The sequence below is a fragment of the Streptomyces sp. CT34 genome (assembly GCF_000805335.1).
GTDB lineage: Bacteria > Actinomycetota > Actinomycetes > Streptomycetales > Streptomycetaceae > Streptomyces.
Map to the genome: position 1 here is coordinate 3,177,297 of NZ_KN708638.1, position 25,000 is coordinate 3,202,296.

Below are 25,000 nucleotides of genomic sequence, written 5' to 3' on the forward strand. Positions count from 1 at the left end.
CACCCGCACCCCCTACCTGACCCGCACCGGCCCCGCCCAGCGCCGCCCGGCCACCCCGGCCGGCGCGCCCACCCCGGACGCCCCGCTCCCCACCCCCGGTGCCCGGCGCCGCGCCCAGGAGGGCCGCCCGCACCGCTGGTTCGCCCACCAACTGCTGCTCACCCTCAGCGGCCAGCGCCCCGTGCACGTCCTCCTCGGACACGCGCTGCCCGCCGCCTACGACCGGCTGGCGGAGCTGGCCCCGCTGACGCCGCTGCGCCCGTACGTCGCTCCGGGCCGCCGCGCCCCCCTCCCCACGCTGCACGAATGCGGCCTGTGCCGGCCCTGCGACGGCGTCATCGAGGCGTTCGCCCGGATCGCCACCGGGGCACGCCTGCGGGCCCTCGCCTTCCGCCTGGAGCTCGGCGCCGATACCCGCTGGCGCTGCGCCGCCCTCGACATCGGCCCGGCCCCGGCCACCGCCGCACCGGCCCCCTAGGGCCCGCTCCCACGGGCGCCCGGCAACGCGAAGGGCGCCCCGGGCCGGTTCCCCGGCCGGAGCGCCCTCCACCTCGATCAGGGCCTGTCCGATGGGTCAGGCCCGACGCGGTGCGCCGCTCACTTCTTGCGGCGCCGCCCGCCGCTCTTCTGCGCCTTGCGCCGCTCCGCGCGGGTCAGACCGTCCGCCTCGGAACGGGCCGGGCCGTCGGCCTCGTCGTCGCTGACGAAGTCGCCCTCGATGACGCTGCCGTCGCCGTCGACCTTCGGTGCGGTGAAGTGCAACCGATCGGGGCGCTGCGGCGCCTCCAGGCCCTTGGCACGGATCTCCGGACGGCCCGCGCCGGCGACCGTCACACCAGCCGCTGCCACAGCGGGGGCCTCGGCCAGGTCCTTCGCCGGCGCCGGCTCCGCGTCCGCCACCGGGACCTCCTCGACCTGCTGCTCCACCTGGACCTCCAGGTTGAACAGGTAGCCGACGGACTCCTCCTTGATGCCCTCCATCATGGCGGTGAACATGTCGAAGCCCTCGCGCTGGTACTCGACCAGCGGGTCCTTCTGGGCCATCGCCCGCAGGCCGATGCCCTCCTGGAGGTAGTCCATCTCGTAGAGGTGCTCACGCCACTTGCGGTCCAGGACGGACAGCACGACCCGGCGCTCCAGCTCCCGCATGATCTCCGAGCCGAGCTGCTCCTCGCGGGCGGCGTACTGCTCGTGGACGTCGTCCTTGACGGCGTCGGCGATGAACTCGGCGGTGATGCCCGCGCGGTCGCCGGCCTCCTCCTCCAGCTCCTCGATCGTCACCTTGACCGGGTAGAGCTGCTTGAACGCGCCCCACAGGCGGTCCAGGTCCCACTCCTCGGCGAAGCCCTCGACGGTCTCCGCCTGGACGTAGGCGTCGATCGTGTCGTCCATGAAGTGCTTGACCTGCTCCTGGAGGTCCTCGCCCTCCAGGACGCGGCGCCGCTCACCGTAGATGACCTCGCGCTGGCGGTTGAGGACCTCGTCGTACTTGAGGACGTTCTTCCGCGTCTCGAAGTTCTGCTGCTCGACCTGCGACTGGGCGGAGGCGATCGCCCGGGTCACCATCTTGTTCTCGATCGGGACGTCGTCGGGGACGTTGGCCATCGCCATGACCCGCTCGACCATCTGCGCCTTGAACAGCCGCATCAGGTCATCGCCGAGGGAGAGGTAGAACCGCGACTCGCCGGGGTCGCCCTGGCGGCCGGAGCGACCGCGGAGCTGGTTGTCGATACGCCGCGACTCGTGCCGCTCGGTGCCGAGGACGTAGAGCCCGCCGAGCTCCTTGACCTCCTCGAACTCCGCCTTGACGGCCGCCTCGGCGCGCTCAAGCGCGGCCGGCAGCGCCGCCGCCCACTCCTCCACGTGCTCGACCGGGTCCAGCCCCATCTGCCGGAGCTCGGCCTCGGCGAGGGTGTCGGGGTTGCCGCCGAGCTTGATGTCCGTACCGCGGCCGGCCATGTTCGTGGCGACCGTCACCGCGCCCTTGCGGCCGGCCTGGGCGACGATCGTCGCCTCCCGGTCGTGCTGCTTGGCGTTGAGCACCTCGTGGGCGATACCGCGCTTGTTGAGCTGCTGCGAGAGGTACTCGGACTTCTCGACGGAGGTCGTGCCGACCAGGATCGGCTGGCCCAACCCGTGCTTCTCGGCGATGTCCTCGACGACCGCGTCGAACTTCGCCGGCTCGGTGCGGTAGATCAGGTCGGCCTGGTCCTTGCGGATCATGGGCCGGTTCGTCGGGATCGGGACGACGCCGAGCTTGTAGATCTGGTGGAACTCGGCGGCCTCGGTCATGGCCGTACCGGTCATGCCAGAGAGCTTGTCGTAGAGGCGGAAGAAGTTCTGCAGGGTGATCGTGGCGAGCGTCTGGTTCTCGTCCTTGATCTCCACCCCCTCCTTCGCCTCGATGGCCTGGTGCATGCCCTCGTTGTAGCGGCGGCCGGCGAGGATACGGCCGGTGTGCTCGTCGACGATCATGACCTCGCCGTCGATGACGACGTAGTCCTTGTCGACCTTGAACAGCTCCTTGGCCTTGATCGCGTTGTTCAGGTACCCGACGAGCGGGGTGTTGACCGACTCGTAGAGGTTCTCGATGCCCAGCCAGTCCTCGACCTTGCTGACACCGGTCTCGTGGATGCCGACGGTGCGCTTCTTCTCGTCGACGTCGTAGTCACCGGTCTCCTCGATACCGCGCTGCGGGTTGGCCGCCTCGCCCCGCTTCAGGCGCTGCACCAACTTGGCGAAGTCCCCGTACCACTTGGTGGCCGAGTCCGCCGGGCCGGAGATGATCAGCGGCGTACGGGCCTCGTCGACGAGGATCGAGTCGACCTCGTCGACGATCGCGAAGTTGTGGCCGCGCTGGACCAGTTCGTCCTGCGACCACGCCATGTTGTCGCGCAGGTAGTCGAAACCGAACTCGTTGTTCGTGCCGTACGTGATGTCGCAGCCGTACTGCTCGCGGCGCTGGGCCGGCGTCATGTCGGCGAGGATGCAACCGACGCTCAGACCGAGGAATTTGTGGACCCGGCCCATCATCTCGGAGTCGCGCTCGGCCAGGTAGTCGTTGACCGTGATCAGGTGGACGCCCTTGCCGGACAAGGCGTTCAGATACGCCGGGAGGGTACCCACCAGGGTCTTGCCCTCACCGGTCTTCATCTCCGCGACATAGCCGAGGTGCAGGGCCGCGCCGCCCATCAACTGGACGTCGTAGTGCCGCTGGCCGAGCACCCGCTTGGCGGCCTCGCGGACCGTGGCGAACGCCTCGGGCAGCAGGTCGTCCAGGCTCTCGCCGTCCGCGTAGCGCTCCTTGTACTCGTCGGTGAGCGCCCGCAGCTCGGCGTCGGAGAGGGCCGCGAAGTCCTCCTCGATGGAGTTGACCTGGCCCGCGATGCGGTGCAGCTTGCGCAGGATCTTTCCTTCGCCTGCACGCATGATCTTCGTCAAGACGGACACTTGGGCTGGTTCTCCTTGCCGGTCGGGCCTGCACGGTCGAGTGCGCGGGCGCGGCATATTTCCAAGGGGGCAGGCCCCGCCGCAACGGCCATCGTAAAGGAGGACGCCGTCCGGCCGGGAGGTCCGCCGCAGCCAAGCCCACCGACCCCTTGTCACGTCAACGCACGATCCCGCGAGAAGGTGCCGGGAAAGTCCCCGGAATGCCACCGGGAAAGTACCGCGAGAGTGCCGGGAATCACGGCGAAAACGGTTCGCGGCCCCGCTCGCGGCCCCGCAGACTCGGCCCATGAAGCCCGTCACCCTCAGCACCGAGCGCCTCCTGCTGCGCCCGTTCGAGCCCGCCGACGCAGCCGCCGTCCACACCGCCTGCCAGGATCCCGAGATCCCCCGCTGGACGAGCGTCCCCTCCCCGTACGGCCGTGCGGACGCGGAGCGGTTCGTCGGCACGGTCGCCCCCGAGGGCTGGCGCGACGACACCACCTACACCTTCGCGGTCGTCACCCGGGCCGGCGGATCCCTGGTCGGCTCCATGGGGCTGGTCCGGCTCACCCAGCTGCGCAGCCCGGAGCGGCAGGCCGAGCTCGGCTACTGGACGGCCAGGGAGCACCGCGGCAAGGGCTACACCGCCGAGGCGGCCCGCGCGGTACTGCGCTGGGCGTTCCGCGACCTCGGGGTGGAGCGGATGGAATGGCTCGCCGAGGCCGGCAACGAAGGCTCCTGGGCGGTCGCCCGCAAGGTCGGCTTCCAGAGAGAGGGCACCCTGCGCGCCAAGCTGGTGGCCGCGGGCACCCGCCGGGACCTGTGGATCGGCTCACTGCTCCCGTCCGACCTGCCCCCGGAGGCCGCCCCCTCCGGTGCCCCGGCCGCCGACCGCACGCCCTATCTCCCGCACCGCGGCTGACCGGCGGAAAGACGCCCACCGGCGGCATTGTCAGTGCCCGCCCCTACCCTTTCCGCCATGACCGCAGTGACGCAGCGGCAGCCGCTGCCACCCCCTGTGACCACCCTGTCCGCCGACGACGCCCGGCGGGCGGCACTGCGGGCGCAGGGCTTGCTGGGCGCCCCGGACCGCCGCGGTGTCACAGCAGCGCGAAGCGCTTCCGCTCGAGGCGGTGGCGGGCGACAGGAGGGCGTGCGGGGCGTGCTGCGGCACCTCGGCGCGGTGCAGCTCGACACGATCTCGGTGCTGGCCCGCTCCCATGAGCTGGTGCCCTACGCCCGCCTCGGCCCGGTCGGCCGCCGCGCCGTCGAAGCCGCCTACTGGTCGGCCACCCCCGGCGCCGGCTCCCCGGCCGGGCCGCACAGCTTCGAGTACTGGTCGCACGCCGCCTGCATCCTGCCCATCGAGGAGTGGCCGCACTTCGCCTTCCGCCGCCGGGCCTTCCGCGCCCGGGGCCACCGCTGGCACGTCATGAAGGACTCCGCGCGCTCCTGCGCCGCCGTCCTGGACCGCCTCAGGGCCGACGGCCCGCTGACCACCTCCGAACTGGGCGGCGGCCGGAAGGGCGGCGAGTGGTGGGACTGGTCCGAGACCAAGATCGCCGTCGAGTGGCTGCTGGACACCGGCGAGGTGGTCTGCACCGAGCGCCGCGGCTGGAAGCGGGTCTACGACCTCGCCGAGCGCGCCGTCCCCGACGCACTGCTCCACGACGACCTGGACGACGCCACGTGCATACGGCGCCTGGTCGCCCAGGCGGGCGCCGCGATGGGCGTGGCCACCCGCGCCGACCTCGCCGACTACCACCGCCTCAAGGGCCGGCAGGTGGACGCCGTCATCGAGGATTCGGGGCTGGTGCCGGTGGCTGTCGAGGGCTGGGCGAAGCCCGCCTGGGCGGATCCGGCCGCGCTCGACGCCCCGCCCCGGGGCCGGCACCGCACCACCCTGCTCTCCCCGTTCGACTCCCTCGTCTGGGACCGCCCGCGGACGGAACGGATCTTCGGGTTCACCCACCGCCTGGAGGCATACGTCCCCAAGGCCCGGCGGATACACGGCTATTTCGCGATGCCCCTGCTGGCCGGCGGCAAGCTGGTGGGCCGCGTCGACCCGGCCCGCGAGGGCACCACGCTGGTCGCCCGCCAGCTGTCGATGCGAAGCGCCAAGGCCGTACGCCCCATGGCCCGGGCCCTCCTGGAGGCCGCGCGCTGGGTGGGCTGCGACACCGTACGCGTCGACCGCTGCGACGACCCCCGCCTGGCCGCCGCCCTGCGTACCGAACTCACCCGCACCGCCGGGGAGGCGCCCATGGCCTGACGAAAGCCCGGAGGAATTCGGCGGCTCCCGGGGGCGCGCAAAGCCCCCCGGACAACCCCCAAGCCGGCTCACCGGATTTCGAGGATCTTCTCCCGCATCGCATAGACCACGGCTTCCATCCGGGAATGCAGCTGCAACTTCTCCAGGATGTTGCGCACATGGTTCTTCACGGTGTTCTCGGAGATGAACAACTCCTTGGCGATATCACGGTTGTTCATGCCCGTGGCGACGAGTTTGAGGACCTCCAGCTCGCGGTCGGTGAGCCGGGGCGCGGGCACCAGCCGGCGCTCGTCGGTGCGCTGGATCATCGACTTGAACTCCGTCAGGAGCTTGGACGCCATCGACGGACTGATCTGCGACTGCCCGTCCGCGACGGCCCGGATCGCGGTCGCCACCTCGTCGGTGGAGATCTCCTTGAGGAGGTAGCCGGTGGCGCCGGCCTTGATCGCGTCGTAGAGATCGGCCTCTTCATCGCTGATCGTCAGCATGATGATCTTCGCGCTGGGGGCCACCTCCTTGATGGAGGTACACGCCTCGATCCCGCCGCGCTTGGGCATCCGCACGTCCATCAGCACGATGTCGGGCAGCAGATCGGCGGCCTTGTCGACCGCCTCCGCGCCGTCCCCCGCCTCGCCGACGACCTGGATGTCCTCCTCCTGCGCCAGAACGATCTCCAGGCCCCGGCGGAAGAGTGCATGATCGTCCACAACCAGGACCCGGATCGGCTCCTTGCGCGGCACCCGCGCGGCACCGTGTCCGTCAGGGCCCCCCGCACCGCTGACGTCATCGTCCGCGTCACCCCGCACGGGCCCGAAACCTTCCCCCACTGTTCCTCCCCGTCAACTACTCGGCCGAAGGGCCAGAGCTTGGATATAAGGCTGGTTGACAACAGCCCTTTGCGGCCGGCCCGATCAATGCCATACGACGGTCTCCCCGGCATGTCGCCGTTTCGTGCCCACATACTCCCCGGCTGGCACAAACACTATACGGCTTCAACTCCTGCCCTCCGCAGGCACGATGGTGCCCCCGGCGTGCGCCGGGGGCACCGAACGGGTGGGGGTCAGCCGCCCAGCGCGCCGCCTGCGCCGCCGGGCGATTCCTCTCCGAACGCATCGGAATTCAGGTGGATGACGCCGTAGTCGTAGGCGTGCCTCCGGTAGACGACACTCGGCTGCTTGGTCTCGGCATCGATGAAGAGATAGAAGTCGTGTCCCACCAACTCCATCTCGTAGAGCGCCTGGTCAAGCGCCATCGGTGCGGCCGAGTGGGTCTTCTCGCGGACGACCACCGGCCCTTCGCCCTGGATCTCCAGCGATCCCATCCGGGTGGTCGGCACCTTGTCCCGTTCCGCGGCTTCCTCCGCGGCTGTCAGGCCATGGCCGTTCAGCCGTGCCGCATCGGGGACGGTGACCGCGACCGCGCTCGCCGGGATGCGGCCGTTGCCACGGCGCGAGTGACGCTTGTCGTGCTGCTTCCGCAGGCGCGCCTCCAGCTTGGCGGTTGCCAGGTCAAGAGCGGCGTACGGATCGGCTGCGGCAGCCTCGGCCCGGACCACCGGGCCACGGGAGCGGAGCGTGATCTCCACTCGGTCGGAACGGTCGGCCTGCCGCGGGTTGGTCTCCTTGGACACCTCGACGTCCAGGCTGATCACCTTGCCGTCGAGCTTCTGGACTTTGTCCAGCTTCAGCTTCTCGGCCACGTGCTTGCGGAACCGCTCGGGCACCTCGGTCTTGCGGCCCTTGACGACGATGTCCACGCAGAACTCCGTTCCCGGATCGCCCCGCTCAGCAGGCGGAGCAGCTCCTTCTTGCACCAGGCTCCGGTGGGTGCCGGAGCCTCGGACTGGCGACTTTCACCTCCTCCTCCCCCAGGGACAAGCTCTCCACTCCCCTGTTTTCAGGATTGCTGTAAAAACCCCGAAACGCACGCATCACGACATCCGAGGCAAAGCGTCCGCCAAGTCCTCACAACCGAACATAGCTCTACTGGACGGGTGTCGGCACCCCCTCGCAGCCACCAGCTCCGTTTGCATGCGAATCGACACTCGTTACCAGCAACGTTCCTACTCCCCGGCCGGTTCCAGTTGATCCACCGGGTCAGCGGCGGCCGGAGGCCACGGGCGGGGGGGCCAGGTATGCCGAGAGGGGCGGTGGCCCGGTCGCCCGGCGGAGGGGCCGCCGGGTGGTCCGGTCGGGCCGGTGGTGGGGCGGTCGGGGCCAGCGGTGGAGCGGCTGGGCCAGTGGTGGGTTGCTACTGCCGACGGCCGGCCGTCGGCACGCCGGCCACGGCCGGTACCGGCCCCTACTTGATCGACCCGCGAAGTACCCGGCCGTCGGCACCCCGGCACCCTGACCACCGCCGGTTGACCCGCCTGACGCCGGACGACCGAGCAGTACCGGTCGTTCCTGTCCCCGGCGTTGCCATCATCCCCTGCGTTGCGATCCCGGTCGTCCTCACCCTCGGAACGATCGACCAACGGTCCGCCGGTCTCAAAAACGGTCGGTCTCGTCACCGAACCGAGCATCGTCGACCGCGCCGCGCCCGGTCCTCCGCCGCCCCTCCCGCCGACCGTTGGGCCGCAGCATCGGCACCGCACTGTCGTCCCACTGCTACTAGCCACTCCCCGTCCCAATCACTGCACGTCGTCACGACGATCGCGTCGCCTTGACGATTGCGGCGTCACGACGACCGCGTCGCCGCATCACGGCCGACCGACGGAGACCGCTCCACTACCGATTGCACCGGTTGTACCGATTGCGCCGGTTGCACGTCACCGCCCGGTGCGCGTCCGCCCGCGCCGGCAATCCGGTCTCCGACCAGTGATCCGATCACGGAGCGGTGATCTGATTCATGCCCCGTGGGCCGGGAAGGCGCCACGAGGCGCCGCCACCACCGCCGCGCCGACCACCTGGCCACCGGCAGTCGCAACCGCCCGCGCCGCCTCCGCGAGAGTGGCCCCCGTCGTCATCAGGTCGTCCACCAGCACCACTGGCGCCCCTGCCAGCAGCCTCCCTGCCGCGCCCGGCACCGCCAGTGCACCCGCGATGTTCACCAGCCGCTGCGGGGCGCTCAGGCCCGCCTGGTCCGCCACCGCACGACTCTGCCGCAGCACCGCCAGCACCCGCACCCCGGCACCCGCTCGCCGTAGCTCAGCAGCCGCAGCCAGCGCAATCCTGCGCACCGGATCGTGCCCCCGCCCGGCCACCGCGCTCCGCGCCGACGGCACCGGCACCAGCAGGAGGGGGCCGCCCCCTCCCCCCACCCCCCGCACCGCCCCCGCCATTACTGTCCCCAGCGGCCTGGCCAGCCGAAGTGCGCCGCGCTCCTTGTGCGCCAGCAGCACGGCCCGTACTTCATCGGCGTACGGCGCACCGGCCCACACCCCCGGCAGCCCCGCGGGCACCGGGCACGGCCGCACCCGTCGCGCACCGCGCCCGTCCCGCGACAGCGCCCGCAGACACTTCACGCACAGTTCCGTACGCGGCCGGCCACACCCCGCGCAGTCGACCGGGAGCACCAGGCCGGCCAGCTCTCGCCACACCCCCTTCATGAGTCCACTGTCGCGGCCCGGCACGGTCGACCACCACCCCTGTGGACAACTCCCGGGATGCGGAGATCACCGTCACCCGATCGGGCTAACGACCGTCAGCCGCCGCACACCCACACCCACACCCACCCACCACACAGCCCCACGGCCACGCACCACCCGCGGCGGCGACTCTCCCACGCACCCCGACACCCGGCTTCCGCGCCCACCACCCACCACCTCCTGTAAGCCGGAACGTGCAGGGGGACCGAGCAAGGAGGAGACCGGGCAAGGAAATGACCACCGCACCGGCACGGAAGAGGAAGAGGCGAAACCATCAAGGGAAAGACCGCAGCCCCGGTCAGAGCCCCAGGAACACAGACCACGGACCGGAACAGAACGGACCGGACGGACCGTACGAACCTGAATGGATGTACCGGAACAGACCGGACTGACCAGAACGGACCGAACCGGAGCACAACAGAGCGCCCACCCCCGGCCTCAGCCCCGGCCCCCAGCCTCACCCCGGATAGACCGGTGCGGTCCCGTCCTTGGCCACGGTTTTCCAGTTCGCGTCCGGAGGCAGGCGCACGATGCCCTCCGTGGCGTCCGCGATCAGCGGCCGGGTCTCGTCTTCCGAGGCCGCCACCGCCTTGACCCCGTTGACGCCCGGCAGGGTCTGCGCATCGGACGCCGAGCCGTCGGTCTCCATGAACTGCATCTGCTGCACCCCGCCGGCCTCCCGGCCGACGACCACCAGCCGGCTGCCGCCCGCCCAGGACGCCGCCACCACATCCTCCAACTGGGGTGCGATCGGCCGCAGTTCCTGCACCGACAGCACGGGGTGCGCGGAGGTGCCGCCCCGTTCGACGCGGCCGAGCTGAAGCGTCGTACGCCCCTTGTCCTCCACCAGGATCGCGATCCGGATACCGTCCGCGGCCACCTTGATCGCCTTGATCCGCCGCCCGCCGAGGCCGGGCACCGCTACCTCCTCGGGGTCGCCCTTGCCCTCGCGCATCCGCAACAGCCGCGAGCCGTGCGCATCGCGATCGGCGATCCACAGGTCGTCCAGACCGTCCCAACTCGGCGCGGTCAGGCCCTCATCCGCGTTCTTGTCGGTACTGGCGCTGGTGAGCAGCGGCCCGCCGCGTTCGATGCCGTCCTCCATGCCGACCACGTACAGGGACCGGCCGTCACTCGACACCCCGGCCGCGGTGTTCTCGCCGCGCGAGATGGCGATCGAACGCAGCGGGGTCTTGCCGGTGCCGAACGGCCCACGTATCGGCGTCGGTTCGGTGGCCGAGTCCGACATGGCGACGACCCGGTGCTGGGCGTCGATGAAGTACTCCTTGGCGGAGCGCCCGGAGCGCGCCGGGGCGGCGAAGTCCCGATCGGCCTGATCCTGCGTCAGCGTGCACAGGGAGTTGCCGCTCTCGTCCTGGAGCTCGACCTGGCTGATCTTCGAGGCCCGCGTCATGTCCTGGACGGTGAAGAAGAGTTGAGCGGCCATCCGCTTGCACTGGGCACTGCCGGCGCTGGCCGCCTGCTTGCTGAGCTTGACCTGCAGCGCGTTGGAGTCGTCCAGCGACAGGTCTCGGGCGGCGAGCCGGGTGCCGGGCGGGAACGCCGAAGACGTCACCTGCTTCAGCCAGTTGGTGGGCCCGGCGAGCAGCGCGTCCACGCTGGCGGTGATCGGTTTGATCCGCTGGCGCAGGTAGACGGGGTCGGCGACGAGCACGTTCTTGTGCGCCTTGGGGTCCTGCGACTCGGAGTTGTAGGACGCGAAGTAGTACTTGTTGACGGAGCGGTAGATGCGCTGGAAGTCGGACTGGCCCAGTACCAGTCCGTTGGGCAGCCGGTCGATGCGCCACTGGTCCCCCTCCTTGATGAGGTGGATCGTCTCGCGGTACGGCTTCTCCTCGGGGGTGTAGGCGTGGTTGTCGTCGACCGTGGCCACCTGGCTGCCGGAGAGGGTGACCGTGTAGCCGTTCGCGTCCTCGCGGTTGGGCGCCGCGTCCGGTTCGGACTTCGGGCGTTCCTGGAGCACGTTGGTGACCAGGAACGGCCGCCAGGTCCGCTTGGCCGACTTCGCCAGATACATTCTGGCCGTACGGAAATCCGCCTCGTCGCTGGTCGTCGCGTCGAGGAAGCTGCGCACGATGTTGGTGGGCTGGGCGCCGTCCTGCGGGGGAACGCCGTAGACCCGCACCTGCGAGTCCCCGTCGGAGCGCGGTGACTGGTCGACCGGTGTGACGTCCCCGCTGTCCGGCATGGAGGCGCATCCGGCCAGCAGTGCCGCCGCGCAGCCGAACAGTACGGCCTTGCGCACCGTGCGGGCGCCGGCTCCCCTCCGGGCGCGCCGGCGGAACGGTATGTCCACGCCGCGCTCGCCTCCGCGCTCAGTGCCCACTCGGTTCGCCTTCCCGATCCATGCCGCGTCCGGCCTCCCGCTCCGTCCCGCCGACGGCCGCGCTCTCGACGGCCGCCTCGTCCTGGGACCGCTCCCCCGGAGCCCGGTCGCCCTGGCCCGGTACTTCAGGGTCCGACGTCCCAGGGCCCGATGGCCCGGCGCCCGGCCTCTCGGGACCGGATATCTCCGGCTTCTCGGGGCCGTGCGCGTCACGGGCCGCCGTACCGTCGTACGCGCCCCCGCTGCCGCCGCGCGCCACCCCGCCGGCCCGTGTGCGCTCGCCGCTCCGCGCGCCCCCGCTCTGCGGCACCACACGGGCGCCGCTGCCGGGCAGTGCCGCCGGGTCCGCCTCCGGCCGGGCGGCGGTGCGCCGCTGCCCGGGGCGCGGCTGCGCCGGGATCGTGGACGCCTTGCCGTCCGCGCCGGTACGCGGTTGCCCACTCGCGTCGAGGCCGCGGTTGCGCCGCGAGTCCTCGGGCTCCAGGGGGATCGGGGAGCCACGCAGCGTCTCGCCCACCGTACGGGGCAGGGTCAGCCGAAACTGCGAGCCGCCGCCGGGCTCGCCCCATGCCTGGAGCCAGCCACCGTGCAGTCGGGCGTCCTCGACCGCGATGGACAGGCCGAGCCCCGTACCGCCGGTCGTACGGGCCCGCGCCGGGTCCGCGCGCCAGAAGCGGTTGAAGACGCGGGTCGCCTCGCCCGGCTTGAGGCCGACGCCGTAGTCCCGGACGGCGACGGCCACCGCGCCGCCGCTGGGGCTGCCGGCGGACGCCAGCCGCACCACGACATCGCGGCCCTCACCGTGCTCGACGGCGTTGACGACGAGGTTGCGCAGCACCCGCTCCACCCGCCGGGGGTCGGCCTCGGCCATGACGGGCTGTTCGGCGCCGCGCACCACGATGCGGGTGCCCTTGCGCTCGGCGAGCGGCTCGGCGCCTTCGATGACGCGGTTCACCACATCGCGCAGGTCGACCGGCTCGGCCTCCAGCGCCGCCGCGCCCGCGTCGAACCGGCTGATCTCCAGCAGTTCCGCCAGCAGCGACTCGAAGCGGTCGAGCTGGCCGCGCAGCAGCTCGGCCGAGCGCGCGGTGGCCGGGTCGAACTCGTCGCGCACCTCGTGGATGACGTCGGCGGCCATCCGGACGGTCGTCAGCGGCGTCCGCAGCTCGTGCGAGACGTCGGAGACGAAGCGCCGCTGCATCCGGGAGAGCTCCTCCAGCTGCTGGATCTTGAGCTGGAGGTTCTGCGCCATCTTGTTGAAGGACTCGCCGAGGCGGGCGATGTCGTCCTCGCCGGTGACCTTCATCCGCTCCTGGAGGAGGCCCGCGGCCAGCCGCTCGGAGATCCCGGCGGCCATCCGTACGGGGGTGACGACCTGCCGCACCACCAGCCAGGCGATGGCGCCGAGCAGGATCACGACGAACACCCCGGCCGTCGCCAGCGTGCCGGTCACGAGCTTGAGCGACTCCTCTTCCTGGCTGAACGGGAAGAGGTAGTAGAGCTGGTACTGGTTGCCGTTGATGTCGTTGAGGCGCTTGCCGATGATCAGCGCCGACACCCCGTCGTTGGACCCGATCCGCTTGATCTGGGTGTACTGGCGGAACGTCCCGGGTTTGGTGTCCAGCTTGCGCCGCAGCTCGGCGGGCACACTGCGCTCGGGGTCGACGTCTCCGGAGGCGCGCGGCCCGCGGGTGCCGGGGGTGGCGTCGCCGAACGGCTCGTCGGAGTCGGAGCTGAGCGCCACGACCGAGAAGACGCCCTGCCCGCCGCTGGCGAGCTGCTCGACCAGGCTGGTCAGCCAGGTCGCGGAGTCCTGGCTGCCGCGGCTGGTGGTGTGGTTGCTGTCGTCGGGCCGGTTGCCGTCACCGCCGTCGGCCAGCTTCTGGGCGACCTCGAAGCCGCCCACGGCCTGGCTCTGGGCGGCCTTCTCCTTGGCCGTGAGCAGGCCGTTGCGAACCTGTCCGACGACCACGACGCCGAGCAGCAGCACGACGGCCAGCGACATCAGCAGGGTCGTCGCGACCACCCGGAGCTGGATGTTGCGGCGCCACAGCCGCAGCGCGGGCAGCAGGGGCCGCCGCACCCAGCGGCTGAAGAGCCGCAGCAGGGGGTGGACCGGCCCGCTCACCGCGCCGTCGGGCAGCAGCTGCCCACCCCGCAGCAACCACGCCGCCAAACGATCCGAAAAGGACATATCGCCCGCCGGGCCGACGGTGCGCCCCCGCTTTCCCTCCGGGGCCGAACCGTCCCGGCTCATCTCAGCTGGGCCCGGCCTTGTAACCGACCCCGCGCACCGTCACCACGATCTCGGGCCGCTCCGGGTCCCGCTCGACCTTGGAGCGCAGCCGCTGCACATGGACGTTGACCAGCCGGGTGTCCGCGGCGTGGCGGTAACCCCAGACCTGCTCCAGCAGCACCTCGCGCGTGAACACCTGCCACGGCTTGCGCGCCAGCGCCACCAGCAGATCGAACTCCAGCGGCGTCAGCGCGATCGACTGCCCGTCCCGCTTCACGGAGTGCCCGGCCACGTCGATGACCAGGTCACCGATCGCCAGCTGCTCGGGCGCCGGCTCCTCCGACCGCCGCAGCCGCGCCCGGATCCGGGCCACCAGCTCCTTGGGCTTGAACGGCTTGACGATGTAGTCGTCCGCGCCCGATTCGAGGCCGACCACCACATCCACCGTGTCGCTCTTGGCGGTCAGCATGACGATCGGCACGCCGGACTCGGCCCGGATCAGGCGGCACACCTCGATGCCGTCCCGTCCGGGCAGCATCAGGTCGAGCAGCACAAGATCGGGCTTTGTCTCGCGGAACGCCGCAAGAGCCTTGTCACCGTCCGACACGAACGACGGTTCAAAGCCCTCGCCGCGCAGCACAATGCCGAGCATCTCTGCCAGTGCGGTGTCGTCGTCGACGACCAGGACGCGTCCCTTCATTCGGCCATCATCCCATTACCTGATCGTGACTTACTCCATCGTGACGTGGAACACATGTCCGCCAGCCCGTCCCGCGTCACCGGAGACACCACTCCCGCCTCCGTGACGATCGCCGTCACCAGCTCCGCCGGCGTGACGTCGAAGGCCGGGTTGTAGGCATGCGCGCCCAGCGGCGCGACCGGAATCCCGGCGCCCGCCTCCGCTCCGACCCCCCACATGTGCGGCAACGAGAACTCCGTCACTTCCTGGCCCGGCCGCTGCTCCACCTCGATAGCGGCTCCGTCCTCGGTCCGCAGATCCACCGTGCTGGTCGGTGCCACCACGATGAACGGAACGCGGTGGTACCGCGCCAGCACCGCCAGCGGATAGCTGCCGATCTTGTTGGCCACCGCACCGTCCGCCGCGATCCGGTCCGCCCCGATCAGCACGGCGTCCACCTCACCCGCGGAGAACAGCGATCCCGCGGCGCCGTCCGCCAGCACCGTGTACGCCATCCCCGCACGCGCCGCCTCGTATGCGGTCAGCCGCGCCCCCTGCAGCAGCGGGCGCGTCTCGTCCACCCACAGTCGCCGCAGCTGCCCGGCCCGGTGCGCCGCCAGCGCCACCGCCAGGGCGGTCCCCTGTCCCCCGGAGACCAGGGCACCCGTATTGCAGTGGGTGAGAATCCGGTGCCCGCCGCCCGGCAGCAACTCGCCCAGCAGCGCCCGACCGTGCTCCGCCATCCGCGTACTGGCCTCGATGTCCTCGGCGTGCACGGCGCGCGCCTCGGCCAGCGAGGCTGCCGCGGCAGCCTCCGCATCGGCGCCGTCCGCCACCGCCCTGCGGTACGCCGCAGCCGCGCGCCGCACGCCGTACGCCAGATTGACCGCGGTCGGCCGGGCATGCGCCAGCGCCTCCGCCGCGCCATCCACGTCGAATCCCCGCGCCGCGGCCAGCGCGACTCCGTACGCGCCCGCGATGCCCAGCAGCGGGGCCCCGCGGACGGCCAGGGTGCGGATCGCCTGAACCAGCGCCGGCACGTCCGTGCAGGCCAGCTCGGCCTCCTCCACCGGCAGCCGCGTCTGATCAAGAAGAACCAATACCGGTCCCTCGGGTGGTTCCTCCCAGCGCAACGACGGAATCGTGAGCGTCCCGGATACCTCGTGCTGATCAGCCATCCCTTCAGTTTGCCGCCGACCACCCGTCGAACAGAAGGTCCCCTTCCTCCAAGGGCGCGGGTACAAAGCGCCACCCTCCATGACACGATGACTGACACCGCGGACCCCGGACCCGCACCGCCACAGCGGACGGGCAGCACGAAGGAGCGACGATGAACAACTCTCCGGGCTGGGCCTCGCCCGGATCCGCCCCCTCCGGCGAGCCGGACCGCGGCACCCAGGAGCAGCCCCCTCAGCCGTCCGGCCCGGAAGACCGTCCCGGCGGCACGTCCGAGCAGCCGCCCCCTCCGAACTGGTCGAGCAAGCAGCCGCCCGCCGGACAGTGGACGGCCCCGGCCGGCATCCCCGGCCAGAGCGGCCCCGGCGGCCGGGGCGCCAAGGGCACCGCCGGCGACCGCACCCGCGCCTCGTCCGGCAGCTCCGCCGCGGGCGGCTGGGGCACCTCGCCGGGCCCCGGAAACCAGGCCACTTGGGGCGCCGGCCCCGGATGGGGCGGTGGGTGGGCCGCGATGCCGCCCGCCGCCAAGCCCGGCGTCATCCCGCTGCGTCCGCTCGGCGTCGGCGAGATCCTCGACGGCGCGGTCGCCACCATGCGCGCCCACTGGCGCACCGTGCTCAGCATCTCGCTGATCGTCGCGGTCGTCTCGCAGACCGCCAACACGATCGTCACCGGAGTGTGGCTGCAGGGCACCACCCCCAACCCCGCCTTCGACACCAGTGGCAACCCGCCGCTGCGCCAGGCCCTGAGCGACATGAGCGACTCCCTGGCCGGCTCCGCCCTCTCCTCGCTGGTCCGGCTGCTCGCCACCATCATCGCCACCGGGTTGCTGACCATGGTCGTCAGCCGCGCGGTGCTGGGCCGCCCGGCGACCGCCGGAGAAGCCTGGCGCGATGCCCGCCGCCAACTCCCGCGCCTGCTCGGCCTGCTCATCCTGATGCCGTTGCTCGTCACGGCCGTCTTCGCGGTCGGTACGGTGCCCGGACTCGTCGTCATGGCCGGCGGCACGTTCGCCACGGGCCTGGCCCTCACCCTGCTCGGGGGTCTCGCCGCCACCGTCGTGAGCATCTGGCTGTGGGTCCGCTACAGCCTCGCCTCCCCCGCCCTCATGCTGGAGAAGCAGGGCGTCATCGCGGCCATGCGCCGCTCCGCCAAGCTCGTACGCGGCGCCTGGTGGCGGGTGCTGGGCGTCCAGCTCCTCGCCTACCTGCTGGTCGCCATCGTCCAGTTCGTCATCCAGATTCCGGCCACCCTCATCGCCTTCCTCATCGGCGGCGAGAGCCTCATGGACTGGGCGAACGGCACCAGCAGCGGCACCGGCTGGCCGTTCCTGATCGTGCTGGGCATCGGCGCGATCATCAGCTCCGCCATCACCTTCCCGATCAGCGCCGGCGTCACCGTGCTCGTCTACGTCGACCAGCGCATCCGCCGCGAGGCTCTCGACCTCGAACTCGCCCGCGCCGCCGGCCTCCCCGGCTACGACACCGAACCCGCCACCCCGGCCGCGGCCACCACCGGTCCCGCCACCACCCCGGCACCCAGGACCCCCGCCGACGCCCCGCCGGCCGACAGCCGCACCACTGACACCCCGTCGGACCGCGCGGAGGAACAGCCGACAGCTGATCAGCAGACGAGCCATCACCTGACAAAGACTCAACCAACAGAGACGCAACCGGCGACGGCACACGAGGAAGTGCCGGACAGCACCACGGCAACCGGCACCGAAACCTCCGCCGCCCCCAACGCGCCCGAGAACGCCTCCCCCGACATCCCCGGCCCGCGCCCGAGCGACGCCGCACCGGGAAGCTGATGCAGTGACCGCCGGGGGGAACACAGCCGCGCTCATACGCCTCATCGCGCGCTCCGACGACGACATACCGGTACGGATCCCACGCGACCCCGCCCGGGAAGCAGCCCAGCGCGAGCTGTCCGATCCCCGGTACCACCAGCACGACCCCAACCCGATCCAGCGGGCCCTGAATTGGCTGTGGGACCACATCGGCGACCTCTTCCACACAGCCGCCGGGGCAACCCCCGGCGGCTGGGCCGGACTCATCGCCATCGTGGCGTTCGTCCTCGTGCTGGCCATCGCGCTGCGCCTCCGGCTCGGGGCACTGCGCCGCACTCCGACCACCGGTGGCGCGCTCTTCGCCGATGCCCCCCGCACCGCCGCCGAACACCGCGCCGCCGCCGACCGGCACGCCGCCGAAGGCCGCTGGAACGAGGCGATCCAGGACCGGATGCGCGCCATCGTCCTCGCCCTCGAAGAGCGGACCCTGATCACTCCCGGCCCCGGCCGCACCGCCGGCGAGGCCGCCGCCGAAGCCGGCCGGGCACTCCCCTCGCACGCCGGCCAACTGCGCACCGCCGCCCGCGCCTTCGACGACGTCGCATACGGTGGCCGCCCCGGTACGGAACAGGCGTACGCCCTCCTGACCGACCTCGACACCGAGCTGCAGCACGCCAAGCCCCACCTGGCCGCCACCCCGACCAGGAGCCGCGCATGACCACGGCCACCACCGTCACCACCACTCCCGGCGCCACCGCGCGACACCTGTGGACCCGCTCCCGCGGGCTGCTGCTGGCACTGCTCCTGCTCGTCGTCAGCGGACTGGTCCTCGCGGCCCTCCAGTCCGGCGAACAGCACGGCCGACTCGACCCCCGCTCCGCGGACCGGACCGGAAGCCGCGCGCTCGCCCGGCTCCTGTCCGCCCACGGCGTCACCACCCGCGTCGTGACCACCGCCGAGGAGGCCGCCGCCGCGGCCGGCCCGGACACCACTCTCCTCGTCGCCGACCCCGACGTCCTGACCACAGACCAGCTCACCACCCTGTCCACGGCGACCGCCCACACCCCGGGCCGCACCGTCCTGGTCACCCCGGGGCCCGCGTCCCTCCAGCTCTTCGCCCCCGGCGTCAAGACCGGTCCCGCGCTCCCCAACGCCCCCCGCTCCCCGGGCTGTTCGCTGCCCGCCGCCCGCAGCGCGGGAGACGCCCTCCTCGGCGGCGTCCGCTACGAGACCTCCACCCCCGCGGCCGACCGCTGCTACCCCAGCGGCGGCCTGCCCACCCTGCTCCACCTCCCGGCCCCCGGCACGGACCGCGACACCGTACTCCTCGGCTCCCCCGACTTCCTGTACAACGTCCACCTCGCCGAGCGGGGCAACGCCTCGCTGGCCCTTCAACTCCTCGGCGCGCACAAACATCTGGTCTGGTACCTCCCCTCCGTCAGCGACCCGTCATCCGCGCAGGACAACCAGCCCGGCCTCCTCGACCTCATCCCCTCCGGCTGGAACTGGGCGTTGCTCCAACTCGCCGTCGCCGCCGTGTGCGCGGCCCTCTGGCGCGCCCGCCGACTCGGCCCCCTCGTGCCCGAACGGCTCCCCGTCACGGTCCCGGCCGCCGAAACGACCGAAGGCCACGCCCGCCTCTACGAGCAGGCCCACGCCCGCGACCGGGCCTCCGCCGTACTGCGCTCAGCGACCCGCACCCGGCTCGCCCCCCTCATCGGCGTGCCTCCCACGCACGCCCACACCCCCGACATCCTTCTCCCCGCCATCCAGGCCCACTTGACCACCGACGCCACCCCGGCAGCCGACCTCCACGCACTGCTCTTCGGCCCCACTCCCGCGGACGACAAGACCCTGGTCCGCCTTGCCGACCAACTCGACGCACTCGAAGACTCGATCGTTTCCCAAGAGAGGCACGCACCCCGTGAGCACCCCGACCGCTGACAGCGCCCGAGCCTCCCTCGAGGAACTGCGCACCGAGATAGCCAAGGCCGTCGTCGGCCAGGACCCCGCCGTCACGGGCCTGGTCGTCGCGCTGCTGTGCCGCGGTCACGTACTCCTCGAAGGCGTACCGGGCGTCGCCAAGACGCTGCTCGTCCGCGCCCTGTCGGCGACCCTCGAACTCGACACCAAGCGCGTCCAGTTCACCCCCGACCTCATGCCCAGCGACGTCACCGGCTCGCTGGTCTACGACGCCCGCAACGCCGAGTTCTCCTTCCAGCCGGGCCCCGTCTTCACCAACCTCCTTCTCGCCGACGAGATCAACCGCACCCCGCCCAAGACCCAGGCGTCCCTACTCGAAGCCATGGAAGAGCGCCAGGTAACCGTCGACGGCACGCCCCGCCCGCTGCCCGAACCCTTCCTCGTGGCCGCCACGCAGAACCCCATGGAATACGAGGGCACCTACCCGCTTCCCGAAGCCCAGCTCGACCGCTTCCTGCTCAAGCTGACGATGCCGCTCCCCGCCCGCCAGGACGAGATCGACATCCTCACCCGCCATGCGGCCGGCTTCAGCCCGCGCGACCTGAACGCCGCCGGTCTTCGCCCCGTCGCCTCCGCCGCGGACCTCGACGCAGCCCGAGCCGCGGTCGCCAAGACCACGGTCTCCCCCGAAGTCACCGGCTATATCGTCGATATCTGCCGTGCCACTCGTGAATCCCCCTCGCTGTCTCTCGGCGTCTCCCCCCGAGGAGCCACCGCCCTGCTGTCCACCTCACGCGCCTGGGCCTGGCTCACCGGTCGCGACTACGTCACCCCCGACGACGTCAAAGCCCTGGCTCTTCCCACACTCCGACACCGCGTCCAGCTCCGCCCCGAAGCGGAGATGGAAGGAGTCACATCAGACTCCGTGATCAACGCCGTGCTCGCTCATCTCCCCGTCCCCCGCTGAGGCAAGACCGTGGCCCTCACCGGACGCACCGCTCTCATCTCCGCGCTCGGAGCCCTCTTCGTCGGCTTCGTGCTGCCCAGCTGGCTCGGGATCCTCATCGTCCAACTCGCCCTGCTGATAGCAATCTTGTGCGATCTGGCACTCGCCGCGCCAGTGCGAAAGCTCCATTTCACCCGAACCGGTGATACAACCGTTCGACTAACGGGCGAAGCCCACATCCACCTCAGCATCACCAACTCCGACCGCCGCACCCTGCGCGCCCAGATCCGCGACGCCTGGCCCCCGAGCTCCTTCCCTCCGGGCTCCGACGTGCCCGCTTCCCGCCACAACACCCGCATCCCCGGCGGCGAACGCCGTCGCCTGACCACCACGCTCCACCCCACCCGCCGCGGCGACCACCACGCCGTCCGCGTCACGGTCCGCTCCTACGGCCCGCTCGGCCTGGCAGCCCGCCAGGGCAGCCACCACGTCCCGTGGACCCTGCGCGTCCTGCCCCCCTTCACCAGCCGCAAGCACCTCCCCGCCAAACTCGCCCGGCTCCGCGAACTCGACGGCCGCACCAGCATCCTGACCCGCGGTGAAGGCACCGAATTCGACAGCCTCCGCGACTACACCCACGGCGACGACACCCGCTCCATCGACTGGCGCGCCACCGCCCGCCGGCAAACCCTCGCCGTCCGCACCTGGCGCCCCGAACGCGACCGTCGCATCCTCCTCGTTCTGGAAACCGGCCGCACCTCGGCCGGCCGTGTCGGCGACACCCCTCGCCTCGATGCCTCCATGGACGCCGCCCTGCTCCTCGCAGCCCTCGCCGCCCGCGCCGGTGACCGCGTCGACCTGCTCGCCTACGACCGCCGCGTCCGCGCCTCCGTACAGGGCCGCACCGCCCGCGACCTCCTGCCGGCTCTCACCGACGCCCTCGCCCCCCTCGAATCCGAACTGGTCGAGGCGGACGCCCGCGGACTGGCCGCCACAATCCACCGCCGCACCCCGCGTCGGTCCTTGATCGTCCTCTTCACCGGCCTCGACACGGCCCCCGTGGAGGAGGCCCTGCTGCCCGTCCTCCCCAGCCTCACCCAGCGCAACGAACTCATCGTCGCGGCCGTCGCCGACCCCCGCATCGAAGAAATGGCCGCCGGCCGCCACACCCCTCAGGCCGTCTACGCAGCAGCAGCCGCGGAACAGACCCGCGCCGCCCGCCGCCGCACCGCGAACCGCCTCCGCCGCCAGGGCATCACGGTCATCGACTCCACCCCGGCCCACCTGGCCCCCGACCTGGCCGACGCCTACCTCACCCTCAAGGCCGCCGGACGCCTCTGACGGCCCCCGCCGCCCGGCCGAGGACGCCCCACATCCCGCCCGCACAACCCAACCCCAACTGCGACGGCACTGACGACGCATCCCCACGGTTGAAGAGCACCCCAGCCGTACCCCCACACGCACGCCTACGGGCCCCCTCCGCGCCACTGCTACAGCACGGCCACGGCACTACGACAGCCATACCGAGGGAGCAATCCGCACACCCTCCACTCACACCGGTACTACCACCTGGTGGGCCCTTCTCGGAGAACCGCCCACAAACGCAGGAAGGCCCCGCACCATACGGTGCGGGGCCTTCCCACAAAGATTGTTCGGCGGCGTCCTACTCTCCCACAGGGTCCCCCCTGCAGTACCATCGGCGCTGAAAGGCTTAGCTTCCGGGTTCGGAATGTAACCGGGCGTTTCCCTAACGCAATAACCACCGAAACACTATGAAGATGAACTCCAACCAGCATGGCGAGTTCGTTACTTCAGAACCTACACAGTGGACGCGAGCAACTGAGGACAAGCCCTCGGCCTATTAGTACCAGTCAACTCCAACCGTTACCGGTCTTCCATATCTGGCCTATCAACCCAGTCGTCTACTGGGAGCCTTACCCCATCAAGTGGGAGGGAGCCCTCATCTCGAAGCAGGCTTCCCGCTTAGATGCTTTCAGCGGTTATCCTTTCCGAACGTAGCCAACCAGCCATGCCCTTGGCAGAACAACTGGCACACCAGAGGTTCGTCCGTCCCGGTCCTCTCGTACTAGGGACAGCCCTTCTCAAGACTCCTACGCGCACAGCGGATAGGGACCGAACTGTCTCACGACGTTCTAAACCCAGCTCGCGTACCGCTTTAATGGGCGAACAGCCCAACCCTTGGGACCGACTCCAGCCCCAGGATGCGACGAGCCGACATCGAGGTGCCAAACCATCCCGTCGATATGGACTCTTGGGGAAGATCAGCCTGTTATCCCCGGGGTACCTTTTATCCGTTGAGCGACGGCGCTTCCACAAGCCACCGCCGGATCACTAGTCCCTACTTTCGTACCTGCTCGACCCGTCAGTCTCACAGTCAAGCTCCCTTGTGCACTTACACTCAACACCTGATTGCCAACCAGGCTGAGGGAACCTTTGGGCGCCTCCGTTACCCTTTAGGAGGCAACCGCCCCAGTTAAACTACCCACCAGACACTGTCCCTGATCCGGATCACGGACCCAGGTTAGACATCCAGCACGACCAGAGTGGTATTTCAACAACGACTCCACACCAACTGGCGTTGGCGCTTCACAGTCTCCCACCTATCCTACACAAGCCGAACCGAACACCAATATCAAGCTATAGTAAAGGTCCCGGGGTCTTTCCGTCCTGCTGCGCGAAACGAGCATCTTTACTCGTAATGCAATTTCACCGGGCCTATGGTTGAGACAGTCGAGAAGTCGTTACGCCATTCGTGCAGGTCGGAACTTACCCGACAAGGAATTTCGCTACCTTAGGATGGTTATAGTTACCACCGCCGTTTACTGGCGCTTAAGTTCTCAGCTTCGCCAACCCGAAGGTCGACTAACCGGTCCCCTTAACGTTCCAGCACCGGGCAGGCGTCAGTCCGTATACATCGCCTTACGGCTTCGCACGGACCTGTGTTTTTAGTAAACAGTCGCTTCTCGCTGGTCTCTGCGGCCACCCCCAGCTCAGACAGTAAATGTCATCACCAGAAATGGCCCCCCTTCTCCCGAAGTTACGGGGGCATTTTGCCGAGTTCCTTAACCATAGTTCACCCGAACGCCTCGGTATTCTCTACCTGACCACCTGAGTCGGTTTAGGGTACGGGCCGCCATGAAACTCACTAGAGGCTTTTCTCGACAGCATAGGATCATCCACTTCACCACAATCGGCTCGGCATCAGGTCTCAGCCTCAACGTGTGACGGATTTACCTACCACACGGCCTACACCCTTACCCCGGGACAACCACCGCCCGGGCTGGACTACCTTCCTGCGTCACCCCATCGCTTACCTACTACAAGTCTGGTCCGTCGGCTCCACCACTCCCCTCAACTCCGAAGAGATCAGGGCGGCTTCACGGACTTAGCATCGCCTGATTCAGTACTGGGCGCTTCAAAGCGGGTACCGGAATATCAACCGGTTGTCCATCGACTACGCCTGTCGGCCTCGCCTTAGGTCCCGACTTACCCTGGGCAGATCAGCTTGACCCAGGAACCCTTAGTCAATCGGCGCAAGAGTTTCCCACTCTTGTATCGCTACTCATGCCTGCATTCTCACTCGTGAACCGTCCACAACTCGCTTCCACGGCTGCTTCACCCGGCACACGACGCTCCCCTACCCATCACAACAGGCGTTAGCCCTCATGCTGCAATGACACGACTTCGGCGGTGTGCTTGAGCCCCGCTACATTGTCGGCGCGGAATCACTTGACCAGTGAGCTATTACGCACTCTTTCAAGGATGGCTGCTTCTAAGCCAACCTCCTGGTTGTCTCTGCGACTCCACATCCTTTCCCACTTAGCACACGCTTAGGGGCCTTAGTCGATGCTCTGGGCTGTTTCCCTCTCGACCATGGAGCTTATCCCCCACAGTCTCACTGCCGCGCTCTCACTTACCGGCATTCGGAGTTTGGCTAAGGTCAGTAACCCGGTAGGGCCCATCGCCTATCCAGTGCTCTACCTCCGGCAAGAAACACACGACGCTGCACCTAAATGCATTTCGGGGAGAACCAGCTATCACGGAGTTTGATTGGCCTTTCACCCCTAACCACAGGTCATCCCCCAGGTTTTCAACCCTGGTGGGTTCGGTCCTCCACGAAGTCTTACCTCCGCTTCAACCTGCCCATGGCTAGATCACTCCGCTTCGGGTCTTGAGCATGCTACTCCACGCCCTCTTCGGACTCGCTTTCGCTACGGCTTCCCCACACGGGTTAACCTCGCAACATACCGCAAACTCGCAGGCTCATTCTTCAAAAGGCACGCAGTCACGACGCAAAGACAAAATCCTTGCGCGACGCTCCCACGGCTTGTAGGCACACGGTTTCAGGTACTATTTCACTCCGCTCCCGCGGTACTTTTCACCATTCCCTCACGGTACTATCCGCTATCGGTCACCAGGGAATATTTAGGCTTAACGGGTGGTCCCGCCAGATTCACACGGGATTTCTCGGGCCCCGTGCTACTTGGGTGGTTCTCAAGCAAGCCGCTAACATTTCAGCTACGGGGGTCTTACCCTCTACGCCGGGCCTTTCGCATGCCCTTCGCCTACATCAACGGTTTCTGACTCACCGAC

The 25,000-nt window shown here is 69.8% G+C and carries 16 protein-coding genes and 2 rRNA genes (1 of these 18 running past the window's edge); 8 read left to right on the forward strand and 10 right to left on the reverse strand.

Features of this window, described 5'->3' with window-relative positions:
• Nucleotides 1-16 precede the first annotated feature (16 nt).
• Nucleotides 17-478, forward strand: a complete 462-nt coding sequence (locus RZ84_RS13865) for an Rv3235 family protein (protein WP_347232806.1) — start codon at nucleotides 17-19, stop codon at nucleotides 476-478.
• 119 nt (nucleotides 479-597) lie between these two features.
• Here RZ84_RS13865 and secA read toward each other — a convergent pair whose 3' ends face one another.
• Nucleotides 598-3,450: a preprotein translocase subunit SecA gene (gene secA, locus RZ84_RS13870; RefSeq protein ID WP_043264578.1), complete on the reverse strand. Its 2,853-nt coding sequence runs from the start codon at nucleotides 3,448-3,450 to the stop codon at nucleotides 598-600.
• Between the two features lie 286 nt (nucleotides 3,451-3,736).
• Between secA and RZ84_RS13875 the strand changes: the two genes are divergently transcribed.
• Together RZ84_RS13875 and RZ84_RS13880 are read left to right on the forward strand one after the other, a co-directional pair.
• Nucleotides 3,737-4,351: a GNAT family N-acetyltransferase gene (locus RZ84_RS13875; RefSeq protein ID WP_043264579.1), complete on the forward strand. Its 615-nt coding sequence runs from the start codon at nucleotides 3,737-3,739 to the stop codon at nucleotides 4,349-4,351.
• A 57-nt stretch (nucleotides 4,352-4,408) separates the two neighbouring features.
• Entirely contained in the window at nucleotides 4,409-5,701 is a 1,293-nt protein-coding gene (locus tag RZ84_RS13880; protein ID WP_052229934.1) for a winged helix-turn-helix domain-containing protein, read from the forward strand.
• A gap of 68 nt (nucleotides 5,702-5,769) precedes the next feature.
• Here the strand turns inward: RZ84_RS13880 and RZ84_RS13885 are convergent, their stop codons facing one another.
• From RZ84_RS13885 to mtnA, 7 genes are all read right to left on the reverse strand, one after another.
• Nucleotides 5,770-6,528, reverse strand: a complete 759-nt coding sequence (locus RZ84_RS13885; RefSeq protein ID WP_043264581.1) for a response regulator — start codon at nucleotides 6,526-6,528, stop codon at nucleotides 5,770-5,772.
• Between the two features lie 233 nt (nucleotides 6,529-6,761).
• Nucleotides 6,762-7,457, reverse strand: a complete 696-nt coding sequence (gene raiA, locus RZ84_RS13890) for a ribosome hibernation-promoting factor, HPF/YfiA family (protein WP_043264582.1) — start codon at nucleotides 7,455-7,457, stop codon at nucleotides 6,762-6,764.
• 1,092 nt (nucleotides 7,458-8,549) lie between these two features.
• Nucleotides 8,550-9,251 carry a ComF family protein gene (locus RZ84_RS13895; RefSeq protein WP_043264583.1) on the reverse strand — a complete coding sequence of 234 codons (702 nt, stop codon included), beginning with the start codon at nucleotides 9,249-9,251 and terminating at the stop codon, nucleotides 8,550-8,552.
• A 496-nt stretch (nucleotides 9,252-9,747) separates the two neighbouring features.
• Nucleotides 9,748-11,601, reverse strand: coding sequence for an LpqB family beta-propeller domain-containing protein (locus tag RZ84_RS13900; protein WP_241778049.1), 1,854 nt, complete (start codon nucleotides 11,599-11,601; stop codon nucleotides 9,748-9,750).
• Between the two features lie 25 nt (nucleotides 11,602-11,626).
• Nucleotides 11,627-13,831: an MtrAB system histidine kinase MtrB gene (gene mtrB, locus RZ84_RS13905; RefSeq protein ID WP_241777698.1), complete on the reverse strand. Its 2,205-nt coding sequence runs from the start codon at nucleotides 13,829-13,831 to the stop codon at nucleotides 11,627-11,629.
• A gap of 64 nt (nucleotides 13,832-13,895) precedes the next feature.
• A complete protein-coding gene (gene mtrA / locus RZ84_RS13910; RefSeq protein ID WP_030416996.1) occupies nucleotides 13,896-14,573 on the reverse strand; it encodes a two-component system response regulator MtrA in 678 nt (225 codons plus the stop codon).
• The gene (mtnA, locus tag RZ84_RS13915; protein WP_043264584.1) at nucleotides 14,570-15,730 is read right to left on the reverse strand and encodes an S-methyl-5-thioribose-1-phosphate isomerase; all 1,161 of its coding nucleotides are present in this window, start codon (nucleotides 15,728-15,730) and stop codon (nucleotides 14,570-14,572) included. Before mtnA ends, mtrA begins: the two co-directional genes overlap by 4 nt.
• Before the next feature lie 152 nt (nucleotides 15,731-15,882).
• Between mtnA and RZ84_RS13920 the strand changes: the two genes are divergently transcribed.
• From RZ84_RS13920 to RZ84_RS13940, 5 genes are read left to right on the forward strand one after another with little or no spacing between them, the layout of a single operon-like run.
• Nucleotides 15,883-17,538 (forward strand): DUF7847 domain-containing protein, encoded by a 1,656-nt coding sequence (locus tag RZ84_RS13920; RefSeq protein WP_043264585.1) that lies wholly within the window; start codon nucleotides 15,883-15,885, stop codon nucleotides 17,536-17,538.
• A 4-nt stretch (nucleotides 17,539-17,542) separates the two neighbouring features.
• A complete protein-coding gene (locus RZ84_RS13925; protein WP_043264586.1) occupies nucleotides 17,543-18,235 on the forward strand; it encodes a DUF4129 domain-containing protein in 693 nt (230 codons plus the stop codon).
• A complete protein-coding gene (locus RZ84_RS13930; RefSeq protein WP_043264587.1) occupies nucleotides 18,232-19,461 on the forward strand; it encodes a DUF4350 domain-containing protein in 1,230 nt (409 codons plus the stop codon). The genes RZ84_RS13925 and RZ84_RS13930 overlap by 4 nt, the downstream gene beginning before the upstream one ends.
• Nucleotides 19,442-20,407, forward strand: a complete 966-nt coding sequence (locus tag RZ84_RS13935) for an AAA family ATPase (RefSeq protein ID WP_043264588.1) — start codon at nucleotides 19,442-19,444, stop codon at nucleotides 20,405-20,407. Before RZ84_RS13930 ends, RZ84_RS13935 begins: the two co-directional genes overlap by 20 nt.
• Before the next feature lie 9 nt (nucleotides 20,408-20,416).
• Entirely contained in the window at nucleotides 20,417-21,727 is a 1,311-nt protein-coding gene (locus RZ84_RS13940) for a DUF58 domain-containing protein (RefSeq protein WP_043264589.1), read from the forward strand.
• A 309-nt stretch (nucleotides 21,728-22,036) separates the two neighbouring features.
• Here RZ84_RS13940 and rrf read toward each other — a convergent pair.
• Nucleotides 22,037-22,153 (reverse strand): 5S ribosomal RNA (gene rrf, locus RZ84_RS13945).
• Nucleotides 22,154-22,227: 74 nt separating this feature from the next.
• A 23S ribosomal RNA gene (locus tag RZ84_RS13950) occupies nucleotides 22,228-25,000 on the reverse strand; it runs 349 nt beyond the window's last position.